Raw genomic sequence first — 22,913 nt, 5'->3', positions numbered from 1 at the left:
AATGTGCGTTCAGGAATTCCGTGCACCGGTCTTGTGACCGTGGAAGCGCTCCCTTAGCCTCGCTGCAACATCGAAGCGCTTCGACAAATGCGCGACGCGTTCCCCGAAGGGTTACCGCAATGACGCCGAACTCGCCCTCCGCCTCCGCTCCCAGCCGGAGAAGTTTCCTCGCCTCCACCGCCGTGGCCGCCGCAGCGGTGGCCGGCGGGATGCCGTTGCTCGCCGCGTGCGGCGGGTCGGGGAACAAGGACCAGGAAGGCACCACCTCCGGGAAGGCCGCCGACAAGTTGCTGCCGACCTTTGTCGCCAGCAAGTTCGCCAACCCCGACGTGCCGTCGAAGAACGGCTCGGCCTCCGGTTACACCGGGAAGGTGGCCCTGTCGGCCCTGGTCGCCTCGGCGCCGGACAAGCTCGGCACCGGCGCGCCCATCAAGATCATGTCCCCGCTCTGGGGCACGGCCCCGAAGGGCGACTGCGCCTACTACAAGGCGGTCGACAAGGCGGCGGGCACCAAGGTCACCTGGCAGAACCAGGACGGCAACACCTACGGCGAGAAGCTCGGCGCCGTCCTCGCGAGCAGCTCCATACCCGACATGGTGGTGGTGCCGGGCTGGGAACTGACCGGCAAGATCCCGAACGCGGTCGCGGCGAAGTTCATGGACCTCGGCCCCTACCTGGCGGGCGACAAGGTCAAGAAGTACCCGAACCTCGCCGCGATCCCCTCGGACTCCTGGCGCATGAGCATCTTCGGCGGTGACCTGCGCGGCATCCCGATGCCGAGCGCCAGGGCGACCTTCATCGTGCCGTACTACCGCAAGGACATCTTCGACAAGAAGGGCTACGACGTCCCCAAGTCGCCTGATGAGTTCAGCAGTTGGGCCAAGGACGCCACGAGCGCCAAGGCCAAGGTGTACGCCTGCGGCGACATGTCCTGGACGGCCTTCAACATCTTCGGCGTCCGCGCCTCGGGCACGCTCGGCTGGCACATCGGGGACGACGGCAAGCTGACGTACCGCATCGAGCAGCCCGAATACCTGGAAGCGCTGGAGTGGACCCGCAAGCTGTTCGACGCGGGCGTCGTGCACCCGGACGACAAGGCCCGCACGGGCGACGCCGGCCAGCGCTTCACCGCGGGCCAGATCCTCGTCTACAACAACGACATCTCCAACTGGTACGTGAAGAGCGCCGAACAGGCCAAGGCCAACCCGGACTTCGTCTGCGGGGCCATCGACATCTTCGGTGCCGACGGCGGAGACCCGACGCTGTACGCGAGCCAGCCCGCCACGATCTGGTCGTTCATCCGTAAGGGCGCCTCCAAGACGACGGTGGAGAACGCGCTGGCCGCCGCCAACTTCGCGGCGGCGCCCTACGGCACGAAGGAGCGGATGCTCGTCGACTACGGCGTCGAGGGCACCCACTACACGGTCAAGGACGGCCTGCCCGTCAAGACGGACCAGGGCAACCAGGAGGCCATCAACGCCTGGGTGATGCTCGCCGCCCCCGCCCCCTACCTGGCCCACCCCGACCTCCCCGACATCACCCGCAAGCAGGTGGAGTGGGAGCAGCGGATGGGCGCGTTCACGAAGAAGACCTCCACGTACGGCATGAACATCGTCGAACCGTCCCGCTACGCGAACCTGGCCTCGCCGTTCGAGCAGCTGGAGATCGACTACGTGCGCGGCAACAAGAAGCTGTCCGACCTGCAGCAGGCCATCTCCACCTGGAAGTCCGGCGGCGGCGAGAAGCTGCGCGACTGGTACAAGAAGCTCATCGAAAAGAACGGCAGCGGCAACTGATGTCTCTCACGGCCGGGAGCAGGCCCGACGGGACGCGTCCCGCGGCGGCCGTCGAGGAACCGGCGGCCGCCCTCGCCCCGAGGGCGGTTCCCGTCAAGCGCGCGGCCGGCAGGGTCCCCTGGCGGGTCCGGCTGCGCCGCGACCGCGCGCTCATCCTGATGACGCTGCCCGCCCTCGGGCTGCTCCTGCTCTTCAACTACGTACCGCTGCTCGGCAACGTGGTCGCCTTCCAGGACTACGACCCGTACTCCTCCAGCAACGGCATCACCGCGATCTTCCACAGCCCCTGGGTCGGCATCGAGCAGTTCTCCCGCATGCTCGACGACCCGGAGTTCTGGACCGCGGTGAAGAACACCATCGTGCTGTTCCTGCTCCAACTGGTGCTGTTCTTCCCGATCCCCATCGCCCTCGCGCTGCTGATCAACAGCGTGATCCGGCCCCGGGTGCGGGCCGTGGCGCAGGCGATCATGTATCTGCCGCACTTCTTCTCGTGGGTCCTCGTCGTCACCGTCTTCCAGCAGATCTTCGGTGGCGCGGGCATCATCGCGCAGACCATGGAGCAGCACGGCTGGGGCGGCTTCGACCTGATGACGAACGCTTCCCTGTTCAAGTTCCTGGTGACCGCGCAGTCCGTGTGGAAGGACGCGGGCTGGGGGATCATCGTGTTCCTCGCCGCGCTCGCCGCCGTCTCCACCGACCTGTACGAGGCCGCCGCCATGGACGGCGCGGGGCGCTGGCGCCGCATGTGGCACGTGACACTGCCTGCGCTGCGCCCGGTGATCGCGCTTCTCCTGGTCCTGCGGGTGGGCGACGCGCTCTCCGTCGGCTTCGAGCAGTTCCTGCTCCAGCGCGACGCCGTCGGCCGCGGGGCCAGCGAGGTCCTCGACACCTATGTGTGGAACGTCGGTATCCAGTTCGGCGACTTCAGTTACGCGGCCGCGGTCGGGCTGATCAAGGGGATCATCGGCATCTGTCTGGTGCTCGGTGCGAACAAGTTCGCTCATCTGCTCGGTGAGCAGGGGGTGTACAGGAAATGAGCCTCAACACGCAGCTGATCCGCAGCTTGCAGGCGCCGCCTCGCCCCGCGTGGGAAGAGGCGCCGAGCAGGACCGGACTCACCGTGAAGGGCGGCTTCCTCGTCCTGTGCTGCCTCGGGGTGCTCGCCCCTCTGTGGATCGTGATCGTCACCAGCCTCTCCCCGAAGCCCGTGATCGACCGCGCCGGCGGACTCGTCGTCGTCCCCGAGGGCATCACCCTCGTCAACTACACCGAGCTGCTCGGCGGCGGGCAGGTGAGCCGGGCCCTCATGGTGTCGTTCGGCGTCACCCTCGTCGGCACCCTGTTCTCGATGGCGGTCTCGGTCCTCGCGGCCTACGGTCTGTCGCGGCCGGGGAGCCTCGGGCACCGGGTCATCCTGATGGTCCTGATGGCGACCATGTTCTTCGGGGCGGGGCTCATCCCGACGTATCTGCTGGTGCAGTCGCTCGGCCTGACGGACACCTATCTGTCGCTGATCCTGCCGAGTGCCGTCAGCGTCTTCAACATCCTGGTGCTGCGCGGGTTCTTCATGGGGATCTCCCCCGAACTCACCGAGTCCGCCCGCATCGACGGAGCGAGCGACCTGCGCATCCTGCTCACCATCATCATGCCGCTGTCGCGGGCCGTGCTCGCCGTGATCTCCCTGTTCTACGCAGTGGGGTACTGGAGCGCCTGGTTCAACGCCACCATCTACCTCACCGACCAGCAGATGATGCCGCTGCAGAACGTCCTCATCCAGCTGGTCCAGAAACACACCGAGGCACCGACTGGGCTGCAGCAAGCGGTCCGCACGGGTGAACTCTCCCCGCTCGGGCTGCAGATGGCCGTCATGGTGCTCGCCCTCGTCCCGGTCGCCATCGCCTCCCCGTTCGTCCAGCGACACTTCAAGAAGGGCATGCTCACGGGGGCGGTGAAGGGGTGACCATCGCACACGACGGCCGCCTGCTGTACGGCGGCGACTACAACCCCGAGCAGTGGCCCGAGGAGTTGTGGGCCGACGACGTCCGGCTGATGAAGGAGGCCGGCGTCACCTCGGTGACACTCGGCGTCTTCTCCTGGGCGAAGCTCGAACCGACGCCAGGGGCAAGGGAGTTCGGCTGGCTGGACCGGCTGATGGACTTGATGCACTCGCACGGCATCGGTGTCGTCCTGGCGACGCCGACCGCGTCACCGCCGCCGTGGCTGGGGCGGCTGCACCCAAAGACGCTGCCGCGCGACGAGAACGGGCAGACCGTCTGGTGGGGCTCACGCCAGCAGTTCGCGCACTCCTCCAGCGCGTACCGCCGCCATGCCGCCGCGATCACCGAGGACCTCGCGATCCGCTACGGGCACCACCCCGCCCTGCGGATGTGGCACATCAACAACGAGTACTGCACGTTCGACTACGGCGACGAGGCGGCGCGCGCCTTCCGCGACTGGCTGCGCACGAAGTACGGAACGCTCGACGCACTCAACGACGCATGGGGCACTGCCTTTTGGAGCCAGCACGTGGAGACGTGGGCTGATGTGATCCCGCCGCGCCGCGCCCAGTACCTCCACAATCCGGCGCTGGTCCTCGACTTCCGCCGCTTCACCTCGGACGCGCTGCTGGAGTGCTACACGGCCGAGCGGGACATCGTCCGACGGCACTCCCCCGACCGCATCCCGGTCACCACCAACTTCATGCCGTTCTGGATCGGGCAGGACGCGTGGGCGTGGGCGGAGCGGGAGGACGTGGTGTCGGTCGACGTGTACCCGGATCCGCGGGACCCGCTGGGCGGGCAGTACAACGCGATGATCGCCGATATGACGCGCAGCCAGGCACGCGGCCCCTGGATGCTGATGGAGCAGGCGGCTGGGCCGGTCAACTGGCGCGGCGTGAACCACCCCAAGCCGCGCGGCCTCAACCGGCTCTGGTCGCTGCAGACGGTGGCGCACGGCGCCGACGCCGTCTGCTACTTCCAGTGGCGGCAGTCCCGGCAAGGCGCCGAGAAGTTCCACTCGGGGATGGTCGGCCACGCGGGCGAAGAGGGCCGCGCGTTCGCCGAAGTGAAGCAGATCGGTACGGAACTGGCGGAGCTGGGATCGCAGGTCGCGGGTACTCATATCGCCGCCGATGTCGCCGTGCTGCACGACTGGCACTCCTGGTGGGCCGGCTGCCAGGACGGCAGGCCGTCTACGCACCTCGCGTACGAGGACGTGGTCCGCGCCTGGCACCGGGCCCTGTGGGAGGCACATCTCACCACCGACTTCGCACACCCCGAACACGACCTGTCCGCCTACAAGTTGGTGGTCGTGCCGCACCTGTACCTGCTCACGGACGCGGCGATCGAGAATCTCCTGGCGTATGTGCGCGGCGGTGGCACGCTCGTCTCCGGGTTCTTCACCGGGGTCGCCGACGCGGACGACCGGGTGCGGCCCGGCGGCATGGACGCGCGCCTGCGCGCGCTGTTCGGGATCCGTACGGTGCACGAGTGGTGGCCGCTGGACCCCGACGAGACCGTGGACTGCGGGGAGTTCACCGGCACCCTGTGGTCGGAGGAGCTGACGGCCGAACCCGGCACCGAGGTCAGCGCCGTGTACCGCGGTGGCGAGCTCGACGGCCTGCCGGCCGTGCTGCGGCGCGACCGGGCCCGGTACCTGTCGACGCTTCCCGAACCCCCGGCGCTGCGCTCACTGCTCGAGGACGTGGCGGCCGAGGCGGGCGTACGGCCTCCACTGTCCGGCCTCCCCGCAGGCGTGGAGGCCGTACGCCGCGGCGAGCTGCTGTTCCTCCTGCACCATGGCCGGGACGCGGTGACCGTCGCACTGCCGGACGACACGACCTACCGGGATCTGCTGACGGGGGCCGTGCACTCCGGCTCGGTGACTCTCGGACGGTTCGGTGTCGCGATTCTCGCTCTCGGGACGACGACGCGGGGGCACAGTGCCGGCTGACCATCCGCACGGCACCTGGGAACCGGCGCCGGCCACGCGCTGGGAGGACGCCTTCCTCAGCGGCAACGGCACCCACGGCGCTCTTGTGTTCGGCGACCCGCACGACGACCGGGTGATCGTCACGCATCACGCTCTGGTCCGCCCGGACGGCGGCCCACGCCCACGGCCGCCCGCACTCGCCGCCCAACTCCCGCACATCCAGGAACAGCTCCTTGCCGGCGACGTCACGGCGGCCGAGCAGTTCACGGACGGCCGGGAGCTGCGCTGGGTGCAGGCATTCCATCCGGCGTTCCAAGTACGGTTCGTGCGGGACAGCGTGGTGTGGCGCACCTACCGGCGCGCGATCGCCTTCGCCACGGGGGTGGCCGAGGCGCAGTGCAGCGGCTGGCGCGAGCGGGTGTTCGTATCGCGGGCCGACGACGTCGTCGTGCAGTACGTCACCGGGCCCGGGCTCGACGGCGACGTGTCCCTGGACCACCGTCTCGCCGGCGTGCCGGACGGACTCGGGGTCGGCCGCAGCGTCGTCCTGACTCCCCAGGGTGCCTGGTTGACACTGCGCTGCCGCTACCCAAACAGCGATCTGGCGTACACCGGGGTGACGGTCGCGCTGGTGCAGGGCGGGCGACGCTCGGTGGGCACCACGGGGCTACGAATCGACGGCGCGGACGGACTGCTGCTGCTCACACGAGTGCGGCGGCATCCCGGGGAGCTCGACGCAGGCGCCGAGGCGGCAGCCCTCGCCTCACTCGCGGGCCCGGACCTGGAGGAGACCTACGAGACCCTGCTCGCCCGACACGAGGCCCCCCACCGCACCGCCTACGAACGGGTCACATTCACCCTCGACGCCCCACGCTCCGAACGCGGCCTGCCCGGCACGGAGCTGCTCCAACGGACCGACAGCCCGGCCCTGCTGGAGCGGCTGTTCGCGGCGGGCCGCTACCACCTGCTGAGCGCATCCGGCGCACTGCCGCCGCGGCTCACCGGGCTGTGGACCGGCGAGTGGGGCACGGCCTGGTCGGGGGCGTTCACCACGGACGCCAACCTCAATCTCCAGACGGCGTCCGCGGCGGCCTGCGACCTTCCCGAGGTGGCCCAGGCGCAAGGTGCCCTGATCCAGGGGCAGTTGGCTGACTGGCGGGACAACGCACGGGAGATCTTCGGGGCGCGGGGCATCGTCGCGCCCGCACACACCGACGGCGAGTCGGGACACACCTACCACTTCCAAAGGGAGTGGCCGATGCACCTGTGGACGGCAGGCGCCGACTGGCTGCTCACCCCACTCGTCGAGCAGGCCGAGACGACCGGGGTGCGGCCCGCATGGCTGGCCACCTCCCTCACCGAACTCGCCCTGTTCTACGAAGACTTCCTCACCCGCACAGGACCCGACGGCCGCCTGGTGGTCGTGCCGTCCTACTCGCCGGAGAACCGGCCCGCGAACGCGAGCTGGGGCACGCTCAACGCCACCATGGACATCGCGGCCGCCCGACACGCCCTGCGCACCGCCGCCACCTGGCACCCAGGACCGAACGGCGACCGCTGGAACGCGCTCGCGGACCGGCTGCCCGACTACCGGGTCAACTCCGACGGCGCCCTTGCCGAATGGGCCTGGCCCGGCCTGGACGACACCTACGACCACCGGCACCTCAGCCACCTCTACCCGGCATGGCCGCACCACGACATCACCCCCTACGACACCCCGGAGCTCGCGAAGGCGGCACACCGCGCCCTCGAACTGCGCGGCGCCGAGAACCACTCCGCACACGGCCACCTGCACCACGCCCTGATCGCGGCCCGACTCCGCGACCCCCACCGGGTGGCCGCGGCCCTGCGCCAGGTCCTGACCGGCGACTACTTCCACCACTCCCTCATGAGCTCGCACTACCCGGACCGCGACGTCTACAACGCCGACGCCGCACACACCCTGCCCGCCCTGCTCACCGAGGCGCTGATGCAGTCCACGCCCGACCGCCTTGTACTGCTGCCCGCACTGCCCCCGGCCTGGCGGCACGGCGCCGTGCGCGGCCTGCGTACCCGGTTCGGCGCCCGCGTCGACCTGACGTGGGCGGGCGGCAGCTGCACAGCCGTCGTACGCCCGGAGCGCGACGCGCACATCGACCTCAGAACCCCGGCCGGCGGCGACGGGCCGCTACGCCTGACCGCCGGCGAGGACCGCGAGCTCACCATGAGAACGCACTAGTTCCCCCCACCGGGGCCCACCGGGCTCCTCCAACCATGGAAGGGACACCATGGCACCCACCGCAAGACACTCCCTGCGCCGCCGCACGCTCCTCGGCTCCGTCCTCGCGGGCGGCGCACTGCTCGCCCTCGCCACCTCCCCCGCACAGGCGGCGATCTGGTCCTCCTCCGACCAGTGGGGCAACTACACCACCTCGGACGGCTACACCCTCTACAACAACATCTGGGGCTCGGGCGCGGGTGCACAGACGATCTGGGCCAACTCCTCGTCGAACTGGGGTGTTTGGGCCGACCACCCGAACACGGGCGGCATCAAGTCCTACCCGAACGCGAAGAAGGTCGTGAACAAATCGATCAGTTCGCTGTCCTCCCTCACCAGCAGCTACAACGTGACGGTGCCGTCGTCGGGCGCGTACAACACGTCGTACGACATCTGGGACAGCGACTACGACTACGAGGTCATGCTCTGGGTCAACTACAACGGAGCCGTCGGCCCGCTCGGCACCTCGCAGGGCAACGTCACCCTGGGCGGGCACACCTGGACCGTCTACAAGGGCAACAACGGGGCCAACGAGGTCTTCTCGTTCCTGCGCACCTCGGACTCGACGTCCGGCACGGTGAACGTCCTGCCGATCCTCAAGTGGATCAAGGACACCAAGGGCTGGTGGGGCGACGAGACCATCGGTGACGTGCAGTTCGGCTACGAGATCACGTCGTCGGCCGGCGGTCTGGACTTCACCACCAACAGCTTCAAGGTCTCCAGCAGCTGACCCCGCACACCGAGGGACGCGCGGCTCAGGTTCCGGCGGGCGCCTGGGCCGCGCTCTCGCGCACCGTCAACTCCGGTGCCAGCAGCATGACTTCCTCGTCCGAGCCGCGCCCCTCGATCTTCGCGATGACCTGCTCCACGGCGCGCCGCCCCATCTCCTGCGCGGGCACCGCGACCGAGGTGAGGGGCACGGACGCGTGCGCGGCGACCTGCTCGGGGCAGACAGCGACGACGGAGACGTCCTCGGGGACGGCGCGGCCCGACTGGCGCAGCAGGGCGAGCAGCGGGTCGGTGGCCGCCTCGTTCTGCACGACGAACGCGGTCGTGCCGGGGCGCTCGTCGAAGACCCGCGACAACGTTGCTGCGACCGAGGCGTAGCTGCCTTCGCAAGGTCGGTGGAGCAGTCGCAGACCCAACTCGGCGCTGCGCTCCCGCAGGCCCGTCAGGGTCCGTTCGGCAAATCCGGTGTGCCGCTCGTACACGGCGGCGGCCTCGCCGATGACGGCGATCTCACGGTGCCCGAGGTCGGCGAGGTGCTCGGCGCACACTGCTCCGGCGGCGGCGAAGTCGAGGTCCACACAGTTCAGTCCGGTGGTGTCGGACGGCAGGCCGATGAGGACGGCGGGCCGGTTCGCGGCACGCAGCAGCGGCAGCCTCTCGTCGTCCAGTTCGACATCCATCACGATCATGGCGTCGGCGAGCGCGCTGCCCTCTATGCGGCGCACCGCCTCGGCGCCCTCCTCGCCGGTGAGCAACAGGATGTCGTAGCCGTGGGTGCGGGCGGCGGTGGCGACGGCCATCGCGATCTCCATCATCACCGGCACGTACATGTCGGTGCGCAGAGGCACCATCAGGGCGATGATGTTCGACCTGCTGCTGGCCAGCGCCCGGGCGCCCGCGTTCGGGTGGTACCCCAGCTTGCGGACGCTGTTCTCGACGCGCTCGCGGGTGGCCGCGGAGATAGAACGCTTGCCGCTGAGGGCGTAGCTCACGGTGCTGGCGGAGACTCCGGCGTGCCGGGCGACCTCTGCGAGCGTGACCATGTCGTTCTCCTGAGCTGTGACGAGGGGACGCCGACGCGAGGCGCTGCGACGGGCGCGGGTTGCCCGTGCCCGTTCGACCTGTCGACCCTATGGGGATCGACGGTCGCCTGTCCATAAGTCCGTCGAAGCGCTTCGACGCGCGGAGCTGCCGGAGGAAGTCTTCGCAAGGGATGGGCGCCTTGGCGCGGACCTGCCGAAATCGCGTATCAGCTAGTCAATCACCCGGGACTCAAAGTCCCGGGCTTGCACAACGGGCGCCACTGGCTGTGGCGCTGCGTTTGCGTCCTGTCCCACGCCCGGTGTTCGGGGGTGGGTCTGGGGCGGTTGACTGCGCCCCGCGTCGCCACAACTCTTCCGCACGGTGGCGGATGTTGCGGGAGCCGTTGCGGTCTGCGTGATCAACGAATCCGCAGGACCGGCATGCAAATCGGGCCTGGGAGGCCCGGTTCGCTTTGTCGATGTGCCCGCATTGGGCGCAGGTGCGGGAGGTGTACGCCGGATTGACGTGCACCACCGGTACCCCTGCCTTGCGGGCCTTGTACGTAATGAAATCTCCGAGCTGAGCAAAGGCCCAGGAGTGGAGGGTGGCCCGTTGGGGCTTGCGAAGCCGTACCCGTGCGCGGATGCCCGTGAGGTCTTCCAGGGCGATTCCGCGACCGGTGCGTTCTGCCTCGGCCACCACATGCTTCGCGATCTTGTGGTTGATGTCCCGTCCCCGCCGCGCCTCCTTACGACGCCGCCTCTTCAGGCGCCGCTTGGCGGACGGGGTGTTCTTGCGCTGGAGTTTTTGACGCAGGGTGCGCTCGCGCAGGCGCCCGCGGTTCAGGCGGCGTCCGGCCATGATCTGACCGTCCGAGGTGGTCGCGATGTTCACGATCCCCAGATCGATCCCGAGGAACTCCACCACGTTGGTGTTGAGTTCGGCCTCGGGGACCTCGCAGGTCGCGATCAGGAACCACATGCCGTCACGGAACAACAGGTCCGACTCACCCTTGCGGCACAGAGCCAGGCGGGCCAAATGTTCGGGAGCGGCGGTGAACGCCACTTGCTTCATCCGGCCCGACAGGGTCCAGATCGACACCGTGCGCTGCGTGTACTGCCAGGACAGCATCCGGTCGTCATACGGCTGCGCGCCCTCCGGGCGGAAGGCGATCGGTTTCTCGACGGCCCGCCGGTAGCGCTTGGAGGAGGGCTTGCCGAGGTTTCCGGCCTTGAGGTTCGCCTTGAGCGTGGTGTAGGCGTCGCAGGTCTTCTTGATGACGTGCTGGGCGGCCTGGGCTCCGAGCCCCCACCGGTCCTTGACCGCCGTATAGGTGTGCTCACGCAGGGCGAAGTTGCGCTTGACGTCCTTCTCGAACGCCACGGACGACACCCAGGTCGCGGCCTGATTGCAGGCGTGCAGGGTTTCCTCAAGTGCCGCCGCCTGCAAGGGCATCGGCAGGAGTTTCACCTGCACGGTTAACTTCACGACCGTGACGCTACCCGCCGCCTGACGTACCGGCATTCGAACAGCGCACATTCCTCGCCGGGCGCTGCGGCCCGGTTTCTTGCGTGCGCTCCGCGCCCGTTGCCGCGGCGATGCTGCGCATCGCCACCACAGGATGCGATTCCTCCCGGGGGTGAACCCCCGGGGTTCCTCGCAAGAGCACGCTGAAGAGGAACGCATGCACCCTCACGCAGCCACGCCGTGCGGGCAAGCGCCTGCGACAGCACGTCCGCGAGCTGCACCGGCCCGCACTCCCACCGGTGGCCTTGTTGTGCAGGTACATGGCCTTGGACTTGGCCACACATTCGTTCCAGAGCCACCGGCACCGGTCCCACTCGGCTTGGAGCGCACCCCGGGCCGCCTTCGACACGCGCACACGGAAGGTGTACCAGGCATGCCCGGCACTCTCCGCCCTCGCTGATGTCCTCATGCACCCGAACCTACTCGGGAGGACTGACAGTTGAGAGCACTTGATCACTGTGGGGCTACCTCGCCCCGTCGCCGGGAGGACGCCGATCCGCCTTGCCGACCAATCCGCTTTCCCTGCCCCGCCCACGCAGAAGCTTCGTTTCCTCACCCAGCTCATACGCGTCGAGGCACAGGGCACGGGCCAGGGCGTCGTGATCGGGGTTTCCGGAGCGGCGCCGTGCAGGCGCCGAGGCCCTGGGCCTGATCGTGTTCGAGGGTGAAACGCAGGTGCCGCCCGGACAGATCCGCAGGTGTATCGGAAGGGCGCGGTGCAGGAGCCTCGCCGTCCGCCGCGATCGCGGAAACCGGTGGCTGGGGGGAGGGACGGCTGCGCGGACTGCAGGCCGCTCGGCCAACCGTGGGGGGCCCTGTCATCCCCCTGAACAGCTCGGCCCCTCAGCGAGGGCGCGCAAACACGAATACGGAGGCAACCTGGCCGTACGCTTCCGGCGAGACGTACGGCCACACGGCCCGCCCCTGCGACACGGGTGACGGGCCGCGCGCGCCGCCGTGCAGCGTCCGGTCTCGGCACCCGCGCCCGCAAGCCCGCGAGCGGCGACCACCGGCAGACCGGACCGGAGCGGAACCAGCCCGAAGACAACGGAGCGGAGAGCACTGATGCACCACATCCACCTGCGTGACCTGGACGTTTCCCGGATCGGTCTCGGGGCGATGGGCATGTCCCAGGCCTACACCGGCGCGGGGACCGACGAGGCGGAGTCCATCCGTACCGTCCACCGCGCCCTGGAGCTCGGCGTCAGCTTCATCGACACCGCCGAGATCTACGGTCCGTACACCAACGAGGAACTGCTCGGACGTGCCCTGAAGGGGCGCCGCGACCAGGTGGTGCTGGCGACGAAGTTCGGCCTGGTGTCACACGAGGGCGACGGGCCGGGGAATCAGGATTCCAGCCCGGCCAACATCCGCACCGCCGTGCAAGGATCGCTCGCCCGTCTCGGCACGGACCACATCGACCTTTACTACCAGCACCGGGTCGACCCGAACGTCCCCATCGAGGAGACGGCGGGCGCCGTGGGCGAGCTGATCGCCGAGGGCAAGGTCCGCGCGTTCGGCCTGTCCGAGGCCGGGCCCGACACCATCCGGCGTGCGAACGCCGTCACGCCGGTCAGCGCCGTCCAGTCCGAGTACTCCCTCTTCACCCGCGACCCCGAAGCCCGCGTCCTTCCGGCGCTGCGCGAACTCGGTATCGGCTTCGTCCCGTTCTCGCCGCTGGGACGCGGCTTCCTCACCGGAACGATCCGCTCCACCGAGGGCTTCGACAAGGACGATTTCCGGCGGGACAACCCGCGCTTCACCGGTGACAACTTCCAGCACAACCTGCGTCTGGCAGACGAGGTCAAGGAGGTCGCCGCCGAGGCCGGTGCCACCCCCGCCCAGGTCGCCATCGCCTGGCTGCTGGCCCAGGGCGACAACATCGCTCCCATCCCCGGCACCAAGCGCGTGACCCGCCTCGAGGAGAACGCCGCAGCCGACGCCCTCCGGCTCACCCCCACCCAGCTCGACCGACTGACGAACCTCCCGCCCGCGGCCGGCGCCACGCACAACGAAGCCCAGCTGAAGATGCTCGAGCGCTGACCCACCCGCGCCCATAAGGAAGAGACATCGTCCCGAGCGCATGGCGGAGAACCTCGACTTCTTCGACTTCGAGCTCACCGACGACGAGATGGCGTCCATCGCCCTCCTGGACACCGGGGCCACGCTCTTCTTCGACCACCACGACCCTGAGATCGTCAACTGGCTCAGCGCCCGGCGACTGGACAGCTGAACGTCGCGGGCCTGAGCCTTGACGTGGCGCCCCTGGCCCAGGGCTTCGGCTGCGGCGTGGGGGCCGATACCCCCTTTGCCGCAGCCCCGCCGTGAAGCGGGCGCCCGCGGTCCGGGCGCAGGTGCCGAGGACGTACCGAACACGATGCGCCGTACGAGCCAAAAGCGCGTCCGGTCGGCGCGGCGCGCGCCGACCTCGCCGTTGTGACCGCTGCACTCACCGGGGCAGCAGTCACAACGAGACGCGGCCGGCCGGATCGGTCGAGGCACGCGGTCACCTTCGGAGGCGAAATTGTCGGTGCGCCGAGTCGGCCTCGTCGTTCACGGCGGGCGCGCTGAGGCCGTAGAAGCAGGTCGGGTCGTCCGTGCATGGTGCGATGAGAACGCCGTGCGGTCCACGGACATCGATGTGTGGCACAACGGTGGGCCTCGTGACGACCGTGCGGAGCTCGATGCCGCCGACCATCCCGATCTCATCGTCACGCTGGGCGGGGACGGCACCTTCCTACGCGGCGCACGGCTCGCCGTGGAGGACGATGCGCTGGTTCTGGGAGTCGACCTGGGGCGCGTGGGATTTTTGACGGATGTGTCGGCCGAGGACGTGCGTTCGGCGCTGGACGCGGTGCACGAGGGACGGTTCAAGGTCGACAGTCGCATGCTGCTCGCGCTGCGGGCCTCCCGTCGCCTGGAGGTTCCCAAGGACGTGGAGGACTGGGTGCAGTACGGCCATGGGCGACTGATGCGGCCGCCCCCGGTACACCCGGACCTCAAGGGCGACGACGAGTGGGGTACCCCCTTGAACGTCACCGCGCTCAACGACATCGTCGTGGAAAAGCTCACCAGAGACCGCCAAGTGTCGGTCGGCGTCTACATCTGCGGCCGACTGCTGGCGTCCTACTCCGCCGACGCGCTACTGGTGGCCACCCCGACAGGCTCGACCGCCTACAGCTTCGCCGCCGGCGGGCCCGTCGTCTCCCCCCGCGCCGACGCCCTCGTCTTCACACCCGTGGCCCCGCACATGGCGTTCAACCGGTCCATCGTCGCCGCCCTCGACGAACCCGTCGCCCTGCGCATCCTCGAACGGTCCGGGCAGGCGGCCGTCAGCATCGACGGCCAGCTCCGAGGCGTGCTGGATCCAGGCGACTGGATCGCTGTGTACGCCGCCCCACGCCGCCTGCGGGCTGTACGCCTCGCATCGATGGATTTCTACGGCCGCTTGCGAGAGAGGATGAACCTCACCGACGCCCCGGCCGCCGTCGCCGACGGATGCCCGCCCCGGTTGTGGTCCATCTCCACGCCTCCGCCCGCGGACATCGCCCATCTCGAGATGCTGCCGGTACCGGATCCTTCCCTCGGTCAGTGACGGCCTCGGGCGCCTCGCCGAGCCGTCTGACACCCCCTCACACACGAGGCGGCCCGCCGGCCCTCGTCCCATGCGGCCTCCGGGGCTACGGCGGCGATCCGGCGAAGTCGGCGGCTCGGAAACGATGCGGCCGTAGGTCAGCGCGGGGGCGCCAGGACGTCGGTGAGGTCCCGTCCGCGGGTCTCCGGCAGGCCGAGCGCGCTGAGCAGGCTGACCAGGCACAGGAAGGCCAGGAACAGGCCGAACGAGAACGCACCGTGAGCGGCGGTCATCGTGGCACCGATCAGCGGAGGTGCGGCCCCTCCGATGCCAGTCCGATGTTGTAGGCGAATGCCGATCACGACGACCTTCTCCCAGTCCACGGCGGGAAACACGTTGAACACGTTGACTCCGAGGTGGGCGGGGTTGACCGGCCAAGCCCGTCGCGAGCCACCGCTGGCTCACTGCCAGGACCGCCACCGGGTGATGCGATCGGGGTTGCTGTCGGCGATTCCTGACGTTCCGATTGGCTGGGCGCTCCCAGCGGTCTGGATTCGGGTGATGACGGCACGCAGCTCGGTCGAGTACCAACCAAAGTGACGCGCGGGCCGACTGCGGATGGGCGGGCCGGTCCGGTCCGGTCCGGTCCGGTCCGGTCCGGTACATGGACGTCACCAGGTTGTGGCAGGCCGTCCTGTCTTTCTGGGGAAACGTTGACGCCCTGGTTGACCGGGTCCTGGAGGTACATGCAATACAACTCCGCTGACGGCCCGGCGGCCGGCCTCAGGTTGGCTTGCGCCAGACGGAGATGTGCTTCGCGGAGTCCTGGGTGAACGGCTCTCCGTCCCAGTCCGCGATACGACGTTCCACCTCAAGCCCAGCGATCCGTGCCATCAGGTCGAGCTCTGCCGGCCATGCGTACCGGTGCCGGGAGTTACCGCGGCGGTAGCGGCCGTCGTCGCTGTCGCGGGTGAAGTGGTGTGAGACGAGAATCTGTTCGACCAGGTCGAAGGTGTCGAAGCCGAGATGCCGCTCAGAGACGTCGAACGGTACCGCGACCTGGCCGGGCGGCAGGAACCGCAGCGGCGGCACGCCCAGCTCGATGACGAATCGGCCGCCGGGCTCCAGATGACGTGCGGCGTTGCGGAAGCACTCGACCTGCTCGTCCTGCGTGAGCAGGTTCGAGATGGTGTTGTAGACGAGATAGACCAGAGTGAACTCGCCGGGGACGGCGGTGGTGGCCATGTCTCCGATGACCACCGGAAGGGTGTCCTCGTCGGTCTTGCGCCGCAGCACCGCTGCCATGTGCTCGGACAGTTCGATGCCGACTACCGGCACGCCGAGTTCCCGGAGCGGGACGCCCACTCGTCCGGTCCCGATGGCGAACTCCAGTGCCCGGCCGTCTCCGGCGAGCTCGGCGAGGAAGGCGAGGGTCGGTCCGAGAGCGGCGGCCGAGGATGTCTCGGTCTCCTCGGTGTCGTAGCGCTCAGCGGTCTCACGGGTCCACAGTTCACTGCTCGTCACGGGCGCCCACTTTGCCGGGTACTGCGCGGCGCTGTCGACCCATTTCCCTTGCTCCGGCCGAGTCTGTGGCTTTGGGCAGCGCTTAGTGATCACAGAGTCCTGGAATATCGATGAGAACGAGCGATGCTGCCGCCCAGCTACTGAATCCAGGCGTGCCATCGTTGCCTGAGCCCCGCTACTTGGTGGTGCTTGAGGGACTTTTTGATGGCCCGGCGAACTGACGAGCGGCTCAGCTGACTGCAGGCTTCCCTGCGGCTGCGGCCGTTCGTGCGCCTTCATTGCCGCCAGGAGGGCTCAGCTTCTGCCGCGGCGGTCACCGACGGCATCGTCCGTTCTCTGATCGACAGCGCCCACCCTTCGCCACCGCCACCGGGGCCAGGAAGAGCCTGAGCCTCCCACCGGGCCCACGGAAGGCTCGTCCTGACGGTGACTTGATACCGGGTGACTGTCAGCGCTTGATCTCCTTGATCTTCAGCATCCGTGTGATGACCTTGTCGAGCTCCGCGTCGTCGAAGACCTTCTTCCAGTCGTCGCGGACGATCGACTCGCGGCCGTAGTCCATCGCGATGAGGCAGGCGTCGGAGAAGGGGTTGGATCCCTTCAGCGTGTTGGCGAGGGCGACCTGCGTGTGCCCGAGCAGCATCGCTCGGGCGGCCTTCTCGGGGACGCCGACGGTGTGGACCGTCTCGTGGAGCGCCTCGGTGAGCAGCGCGCCGACCATGCAGGCGATGGTCTCGACGAGGGTCGGCTCCAGGACGGCGAGCTGCTTGACGGTCACCCAGTGGACGTCGACGACGGGGGCGTACATGACGCGGATGACGGAGTCGGCGAGGGCCTGCTTCTCGGCGTCGCCGCCCTCGTACGCGGCCACGACCTCCTGCGGCGCGGCGATGCCGCCGAAGGTGTCCTGCCATTCCTCCTTGGTGGTCCGCTCCAGGAAGACGGACGGGTGGCAGGGGTGGGCGCAGGCGTAGTGGACGTCGTCGCGGGCGAACAGCAGGCCCGCGTAGGCGGCGGCCGGGTCGAGGGTGAGGACGACGGCGCCCGGCTTCATCAGGGGCACCAGCTGCTCGGAGACGCTGCCGAGGACGATGTCCGGCACTGCCAGGATGACGACGTCGGCTTCCTTGGCTGCGACGTCGGAGTCGGTGAGGTCGCGGCCGAGCGAGCGGATCAGCTCCTGCCCCTTCTCGGAGGCCTCGCTGAAGAGCACGCGGAAGTCGCTCTCGACCAGGTTGTTGGAGACTCGCTGGCCCATCTTGCCGGCGGCCCCGATGACGGCGACGGTCTTGTTCTCGGTGGCCATGGTCATTCGCTCCTCAAAGGGGTGGTGCTCAAAGGGGTGGTGCTCAGCAGGGTGCTGATGCTGTGCTGCGTCCACTGGTGTTCGAGCCGGGCGGTGGCGTCGAAGCCCTCGTCCTGCCACGGGAGCCAGTGCTCCACGATCTGGTTGATGCCGCGCTCCTGCGGGCGGACGGCGGCGATCATGCCGTCGTAGTCGAGGAGACCGGTACCCAGCGGGGCGCCGGCGTAGGTGAAGCCGACCCAGCCGTCGCGGCGGGTGAAGGCGAAGTCCTTGACGTGGATGTTCACCACGTACGGGGCGGTCGCATCGACGACGTCGACGGGGCGTTCCAGGCGGGCGACGCTGTTGCCGGGGTCGAGGACGACACCGAGGCGCTCGCTGTCGACGCCCGTCACCACGGCGAGCAGGTCGTCGGTGGAGACCTGCTCATAGGTCTCCAGGCCAAGGGTCACCCCCGCCTGCGTGTACCCGGGCAGCGTCTGTCGCAGCAGCGCGACGGCCTCGTCGACGCCCGGCCGGTGGTCGACGGTGTTCATCATCGAGCGGACGAGCGTGACTTCCAACTGCTGTGCGATGGCGAGGTACTTGGCCAGGTGCTCGAGACGCACGCCACGTGTGCCGAGTTCCAGGCACAGGCCCAGGTCCCGTGCGGCGTCCCGGATGTCGGCCAGGCGCGTGCGGTCGTACGACTCGATGGCCGGGTAGTCGCAGATCTGGAAGACCTCGCCGCCCTGCTCCTTGGTGTCGACGAGCATGTCGAGCAGGGACAGCGGCTTGGGCGCGCGTTCCGAGATCCGCCAGAAGTACGCGTAGGTACTGATGCCGTACGCCATCACGCCACCGCCACCGGGGAGGCCGGGGCCTCGATCTCGTCGAGGATCCGGCCGACGGCGGCCGGGTCGTGGGCGAAGCGGCCCAGGAAGAGGCCGCCGACCGAGCCGCCGAGGCGGCTGAGCAGTCCGGGGCCCGCGCTGCCGCCGTAGATGACGGTCGAACCGGCATGCTGGGAGCGGGAGTTCAGCCACTCCCCCAGCGCCGCGCACACCGTGGTGATGTGCTCGGCGGAGGCGGGCTCGGGCGCGCCGATGGCCCACTGGGGTTCGTACGCGAGGACGACCTTGCCGCGCATGCCGTACAACAGGCGCGCGGCCTCGGCGAGAGTGCGGCGGGCGGCCTCCTCCGGCTCGACCGGGTCCAGTTCGCCGACGCACAGGACTGGGGTGAGTCCGTTGCGCAGGGCGGCCGCGGTCTTCGCCGCGACGACGGTGTCGCCCTCGCCGTAGAGGCGGCGGCGCTCGGCGTGGCCGACCTCGGCGTATCGGCAGCCGATCTCCTTCAGGTACGGCCCGGAGACCTCGCCCGTATAGGCGCCGACGTCCTCCGTGGCTATGTCCTGCGCGCCGACGTCGACGCCGCTGCGCGCGAGGATGCCGGCCACGGGCACGATCGCCGGGAAGGCGGGGAGGACGAACAGGCGGGCTGCGCCGCTGGTGACGGCGGGGTGCTGATCGGCCAACTGGACAATCTTTCGGGACCAGTTGAGGGTCTCGTGGTGGCCGAAGTACATCTTCAGGCTCACCCCGAGCAGGACGGGGGCAGTCATCACGCGGCCTCGGGCTCGTTCTCGTAGTCGCTCATCAGCCGGACCTTCGCCGCGGAGGGCGAGGAGTCGTCGAAGCGGTACGTGAGCCACTCGGCGGCGAGCCGGCGCGCCAGTTCCAGGCCGACGACACGCTGCCCGAAGGTCAGCACCTGGGCGTTGTTGGAGAGGATCGCGCGTTCCACGGAGAAGGAGTCGTGGGCGGTGACGGCGCGGATCCCCTTGACCTTGTTGGCGGCGATCGCCACGCCGAGGCCGGTGCCACAGACGAGCAGCGCCCGGTCGGCGTCGCCGCGCGCCACCGTCTCGGCGGCGGCGATGGCGATCTCGGGGTAGGCGGTGTGCCCGTCGGCGTCGACGCCCACGTCGGTGACTGAGGCGACCAGGCCGCTCGCCTGGAGGTCCGCCTTGAGGGCCTCCTTGTACTGGTATCCGGCGTCGTCGCAGCCGACGACGATCCGCAGCTTCTCGCTCATGTGGCGCTTCCTTAAAGGGAGTTACTGGCAGGTGGCGAGCGCGCCGTGGACGGCTCGGACGATCAGGGCGAGGGAGTGGGCGCCGGCGTCGGGGGTGCCGAGGGACTTCTCGGCGTGCGGCCGGGCGCGGCCCATGCGTGGGACGAGCCGGGCGGTGTCGCGGGCGGCCTGCTCGGCGACGTCCGCGGCCGCGGCCCAGGCGGCGGTCAACTCGGCCCCCTCGCCGACCTGTTGGCCGAGTGCCTCGGCGAACGGGACGAGGACGTCGACCATGGTCTTGTCGCCGACCTCGGCGCCGCCGGTCCTGCGGACACTGTCGGACGCCTGCCGGACTCCGTGGGCGAGTGTCGTCGGGGTCGGCCGTTCGGTGTCACCGAGCACGTCGGCGATCGAGCGGAGGATGATGCCCCACAGGGCTCCGGAGGTGCCGCCCGCCCGGTCGGCCCAGGCGTCACCGGCGGCGGTCAGCAGCGAATGGGCCCCGGCGCCCAACTCCTGCGCTTGCAGGGCGGCTTCGTAGGCCGCGGCGGATCCTCGCTGCATGCCGATGCCGTGGTCGCCGTCACCCGCGACGGCGTCGATGCGACCCAGCTCGTCGGCGTGCGCGTCGACGGTCTCCTTGATGCGGCTCAGCGCGTCGAGCGCGGTGGCGGCGGCCTTCCGCGAGTCGTCGCTCGCGACGTACGGCTCCGGCCCGCTCCCGGTCTCGTACGACGCCTCGTCCTCCTCCGCGGCGACCGCCTCGGGCATGCTGCCCTTGCGGTAGGCGGGGGCGTCGGCGGGCGCGGTCCACAGTGCTTCGAGGCCGGCGTCGAGCCAGGTCAGGGTGAGGGAGATGCCCGCCATGTCGAAGCTGGTGACGAGTTCACCGACCTCGGGGTCGACGGTCTGCACGCCCGCGTCCGCGAGGAGCCGGGCCACGCGCCGGTACACGACGAAGAGTTCCTCGTACTTGACCGAGCCGAGCCCGTTGAGGATCACGGCGGCGCGCTGCCCGTCCGGTGCGGTGACCCCGTCGGGGAGTTCCTTCAGGAGCGTGGAGACGAGGAGTTCGGCGGCCTCGTCGGCGGTGGGCACGGCCGCTTCGCCGATGCCGGGTTCGCCGTGGATGCCGAGGCCGACGGCCATCCGGTCCTCGGGGACCGTGAACAGCGGGTGGTCGGCGCCTGGCAGCGTGCAGCCGGAGAAGGCGATGCCGAAGGAGCGGGTGCGGGCATTGGCGTACGCGGCGACGCGGGCCACCTCGTCGAGCGGCAGGCCCTGTTCGGCGGCGGCCGCCGCGGCCTTGAAGACGGGCAGGTCGCCCGCGATGCCGCGGCGCTTGTGGGCCTCGTCGGGCGCGGCGCTGGACAGGTCGTCGGTGACGGCGAAGGTGCGGGTGGCGATGCCCTCGGCGTTCAGTCGCTCGGCGGCCTGCCCGAAGTGCAGGACGTCGCCCGCGTAGTTGCCGTACAGGAGGAGGACGCCCCCACCGGACTCGGCGGCCCTGGCAACCGTACGTATCTGCTGGGCGGACGGCGAGGCGAAGACGTTGCCGACGGCGGCGCCGTGCGCCAGGCCCTGGCCGACCAGGCCGGAGAAGGCCGGGTAGTGGCCGGAGCCGCCGCCGATGACGACGGCCACCTGACCGGGCGTCTTCGCGGTGGCCCGCACCACGCCCCCGGGTACCGGCCGCACCCAGCGGCGGTGGGCGGCGGCAAACCCTTCGAGCGCTTCGTCGGCGAAGGCGGCGGGGTCGTTGTACAGGCGGGTCATCGCTGGTTCTCCGCGGGTGCTGAAGGGGCGGACGGGGACGAGGAGGTGCGGGCGGCGAGCCAGATCATCAGGGCGGCGGACAGCAGCATGAAGATGCCGACGAGGTAGAGCGCCAGGTAGTAGCTGCCGGTCCAGTCCTTCAGCCAGCCGGTGATGTAGCTGGACGCGAACCCGGCCACGTTGCCTGTCGTGTTGATCAGGGCGATGCCCGCCGCGGCGGCCGCCCCGGTCAGGAAGCGCGACGGCACAGCCCAGAACACCGGGAGCGCGGCGAAGATGGCGCAGGCGGTGACCGTGATGACGGCGACAGTGGCCGCGGGCGATCCCATGTAGAGGGCCAGCGGGATCGAGACACCGCCGACGACCGCGGGCCCCGCGACGTGCCAGGTGCGGGTGCCGTGCCGGGTGGCGTGCCGAGTCCAGAAGAACAGGACGACGGCGGCCGGCAGGTACGGGATCGCGGTGATCCAGGCCTTGTCCATCACGCTGAACGTGGTGCCGTACTGCTCCTGGAAGCCGTTGATGATGGTCGGCAGGAAGAACGCGAGCGCGTACAGGCCGTAGACGAAACCGAAGTAGACGACGGCGAGGATCCAGACGCGGCCGTTGGTGAAGGCGGCCTTCAGGTCGCCCTTGGCGTGCCGGCCCTCGTGGCCGGTCTTCCCGGCGTTCTCGGCGGCCAGCTCCTTGGTCAGCCAGTCCCGTTCGTCGGTCGTCAGCCACTTTGCATCGGCCGGGCGGTCGATCAGGTAGAACCAGGCGATGACGCCCAGCAGGATCGCCGGGATCGACACGAACAAGAACATCACGCGCCAACCCTCGAGGCCGAACAGGCCGTGGTGACCGATCAGCCAGCCCGCGAGCGGGGCGCCGAACACCGTGGTCAGCGGCTGCGCGAGATAGAAGAGGCCCAGGATCTTGGTGCGGTGGCGGCTGGGCACCCACTGGCTCAGGAAGAGGATCGCGCCGGGGAAGAACCCGGCCTCCGCGACACCCAGCAGAAAGCGCAGCGTGTAGAGCTGGCCGCTGTTGTCCACCCAGGTGAAGAGCAGCGAGACGATGCCCCAGCTGACCATGATCCGGGCCAGCCAGCGGCGGGCACCGAAGCGGTGCAGGGCCATGTTGCTGGGGACCTCGAGCACGATGTAGCCGAGGAAGAAGATCCCGGAGGCGAATCCGAACTGGGCGGCGGTCAGCGCCAGGTCCTGGCCCATCCCGTTGGGTTCGGCGAAGGACACCGCCGTCCGGTCCAGATAGTTCACGAAGAACATCAGGGCCACGAACGGCACGAGGCGGATCGAGATCTTCCTGATCGCCGACACTTCGACGGCTGGTCTCGTCGCCGTCACGGGCGGCGCGGTGCTGGCAGACATGGCGACTCCTCGGCTCGCCGGACAGCTCTGTCCGGACTTG

At 69.4% G+C, this 22,913-nt stretch carries 18 protein-coding genes and 1 pseudogene; 9 read left to right on the top strand and 10 right to left on the bottom strand.

Going from position 1 to position 22,913, the window contains the following annotated elements; all coding sequences use genetic code 11:
• Positions 1–119: 119 nt before the first annotated feature.
• From OG758_RS44385 to OG758_RS44360, 6 genes are read left to right on the top strand one after another with little or no spacing between them, the layout of a single operon-like run.
• Complete coding sequence (locus tag OG758_RS44385) at positions 120–1,796, top strand: extracellular solute-binding protein (RefSeq protein WP_326715098.1); 1,677 nt, start codon at positions 120–122, stop codon at positions 1,794–1,796.
• Positions 1,796–2,833 (top strand): ABC transporter permease, encoded by a 1,038-nt coding sequence (locus OG758_RS44380; RefSeq protein ID WP_326715097.1) that lies wholly within the window; start codon positions 1,796–1,798, stop codon positions 2,831–2,833. The genes OG758_RS44385 and OG758_RS44380 overlap by 1 nt, the downstream gene beginning before the upstream one ends.
• Positions 2,830–3,756: a carbohydrate ABC transporter permease gene (locus OG758_RS44375; RefSeq protein WP_326715096.1), complete on the top strand. Its 927-nt coding sequence runs from the start codon at positions 2,830–2,832 to the stop codon at positions 3,754–3,756. The genes OG758_RS44380 and OG758_RS44375 overlap by 4 nt, the downstream gene beginning before the upstream one ends.
• A complete protein-coding gene (locus tag OG758_RS44370; RefSeq protein WP_326715095.1) occupies positions 3,753–5,750 on the top strand; it encodes a beta-galactosidase in 1,998 nt (665 codons plus the stop codon). Before OG758_RS44375 ends, OG758_RS44370 begins: the two co-directional genes overlap by 4 nt.
• Positions 5,740–7,947: a glycosyl hydrolase family 95 catalytic domain-containing protein gene (locus OG758_RS44365; RefSeq protein ID WP_326715094.1), complete on the top strand. Its 2,208-nt coding sequence runs from the start codon at positions 5,740–5,742 to the stop codon at positions 7,945–7,947. The genes OG758_RS44370 and OG758_RS44365 overlap by 11 nt, the downstream gene beginning before the upstream one ends.
• Positions 7,948–7,996: 49 nt before the next feature.
• On the top strand, positions 7,997–8,716 hold the full coding sequence (locus OG758_RS44360; RefSeq protein ID WP_326715093.1) for a GH12 family glycosyl hydrolase domain-containing protein: 720 nt from the start codon (positions 7,997–7,999) through the stop codon (positions 8,714–8,716).
• Positions 8,717–8,741: 25 nt separating this feature from the next.
• Here the strand turns inward: OG758_RS44360 and OG758_RS44355 are convergent, their stop codons facing one another.
• Together OG758_RS44355 and OG758_RS44350 are read right to left on the bottom strand one after the other, a co-directional pair.
• Positions 8,742–9,758, bottom strand: a complete 1,017-nt coding sequence (locus OG758_RS44355; protein WP_326715092.1) for a LacI family DNA-binding transcriptional regulator — start codon at positions 9,756–9,758, stop codon at positions 8,742–8,744.
• Positions 9,759–9,987: 229 nt separating this feature from the next.
• Positions 9,988–11,262 (bottom strand): RNA-guided endonuclease InsQ/TnpB family protein, encoded by a 1,275-nt coding sequence (locus OG758_RS44350; protein ID WP_326715091.1) that lies wholly within the window; start codon positions 11,260–11,262, stop codon positions 9,988–9,990.
• Positions 11,263–12,330: 1,068 nt separating this feature from the next.
• On the opposite strand from OG758_RS44350, the gene OG758_RS44345 reads away from it, so the two are divergent.
• The 3 genes and pseudogenes from OG758_RS44345 to OG758_RS44335 all read left to right on the top strand — a co-directional run bounded on the left by OG758_RS44345 (position 12,331) and on the right by OG758_RS44335 (position 14,860).
• On the top strand, positions 12,331–13,308 hold the full coding sequence (locus OG758_RS44345) for an aldo/keto reductase (protein WP_326715090.1): 978 nt from the start codon (positions 12,331–12,333) through the stop codon (positions 13,306–13,308).
• A gap of 13 nt (positions 13,309–13,321) precedes the next feature.
• A pseudogene (locus OG758_RS44340) lies at positions 13,322–13,498 on the top strand (aldo/keto reductase); the annotation flags it as partial.
• 291 nt (positions 13,499–13,789) lie between these two features.
• On the top strand, positions 13,790–14,860 hold the full coding sequence (locus tag OG758_RS44335; protein WP_326715089.1) for an NAD(+)/NADH kinase: 1,071 nt from the start codon (positions 13,790–13,792) through the stop codon (positions 14,858–14,860).
• A 137-nt stretch (positions 14,861–14,997) separates the two neighbouring features.
• Here OG758_RS44335 and OG758_RS44330 read toward each other — a convergent pair whose 3' ends face one another.
• From OG758_RS44330 to OG758_RS44295, 8 genes are all read right to left on the bottom strand, one after another.
• On the bottom strand, positions 14,998–15,132 hold the full coding sequence (locus OG758_RS44330; RefSeq protein WP_326715088.1) for a hypothetical protein: 135 nt from the start codon (positions 15,130–15,132) through the stop codon (positions 14,998–15,000).
• A 490-nt stretch (positions 15,133–15,622) separates the two neighbouring features.
• Positions 15,623–16,363: a class I SAM-dependent DNA methyltransferase gene (locus OG758_RS44325; protein ID WP_326715087.1), complete on the bottom strand. Its 741-nt coding sequence runs from the start codon at positions 16,361–16,363 to the stop codon at positions 15,623–15,625.
• A 448-nt stretch (positions 16,364–16,811) separates the two neighbouring features.
• A complete protein-coding gene (locus OG758_RS44320) occupies positions 16,812–17,669 on the bottom strand; it encodes a phosphogluconate dehydrogenase C-terminal domain-containing protein (protein WP_326715086.1) in 858 nt (285 codons plus the stop codon).
• A 2-nt stretch (positions 17,670–17,671) separates the two neighbouring features.
• A complete protein-coding gene (locus tag OG758_RS44315) occupies positions 17,672–18,502 on the bottom strand; it encodes a sugar phosphate isomerase/epimerase family protein (RefSeq protein ID WP_326715085.1) in 831 nt (276 codons plus the stop codon).
• On the bottom strand, positions 18,502–19,272 hold the full coding sequence (locus tag OG758_RS44310) for a triose-phosphate isomerase family protein (protein WP_326716239.1): 771 nt from the start codon (positions 19,270–19,272) through the stop codon (positions 18,502–18,504). Before OG758_RS44310 ends, OG758_RS44315 begins: the two co-directional genes overlap by 1 nt.
• Complete coding sequence (locus OG758_RS44305; protein WP_326715084.1) at positions 19,272–19,745, bottom strand: ribose-5-phosphate isomerase; 474 nt, start codon at positions 19,743–19,745, stop codon at positions 19,272–19,274. Before OG758_RS44305 ends, OG758_RS44310 begins: the two co-directional genes overlap by 1 nt.
• A gap of 21 nt (positions 19,746–19,766) precedes the next feature.
• Positions 19,767–21,500 carry a dihydroxyacetone kinase family protein gene (locus tag OG758_RS44300; RefSeq protein WP_326715083.1) on the bottom strand — a complete coding sequence of 578 codons (1,734 nt, stop codon included), beginning with the start codon at positions 21,498–21,500 and terminating at the stop codon, positions 19,767–19,769.
• The gene (locus OG758_RS44295; RefSeq protein WP_326715082.1) at positions 21,497–22,873 is read right to left on the bottom strand and encodes an MFS transporter; all 1,377 of its coding nucleotides are present in this window, start codon (positions 22,871–22,873) and stop codon (positions 21,497–21,499) included. The genes OG758_RS44300 and OG758_RS44295 overlap by 4 nt, the downstream gene beginning before the upstream one ends.
• Positions 22,874–22,913 lie beyond the last annotated feature (40 nt).

The organism is Streptomyces sp. NBC_01474 (assembly GCF_035918215.1).
GTDB classification, from domain to species: Bacteria; Actinomycetota; Actinomycetes; order Streptomycetales; family Streptomycetaceae; genus Streptomyces; species Streptomyces aureus.
This window is presented reverse-complemented; position numbering and strand designations above follow the sequence as displayed.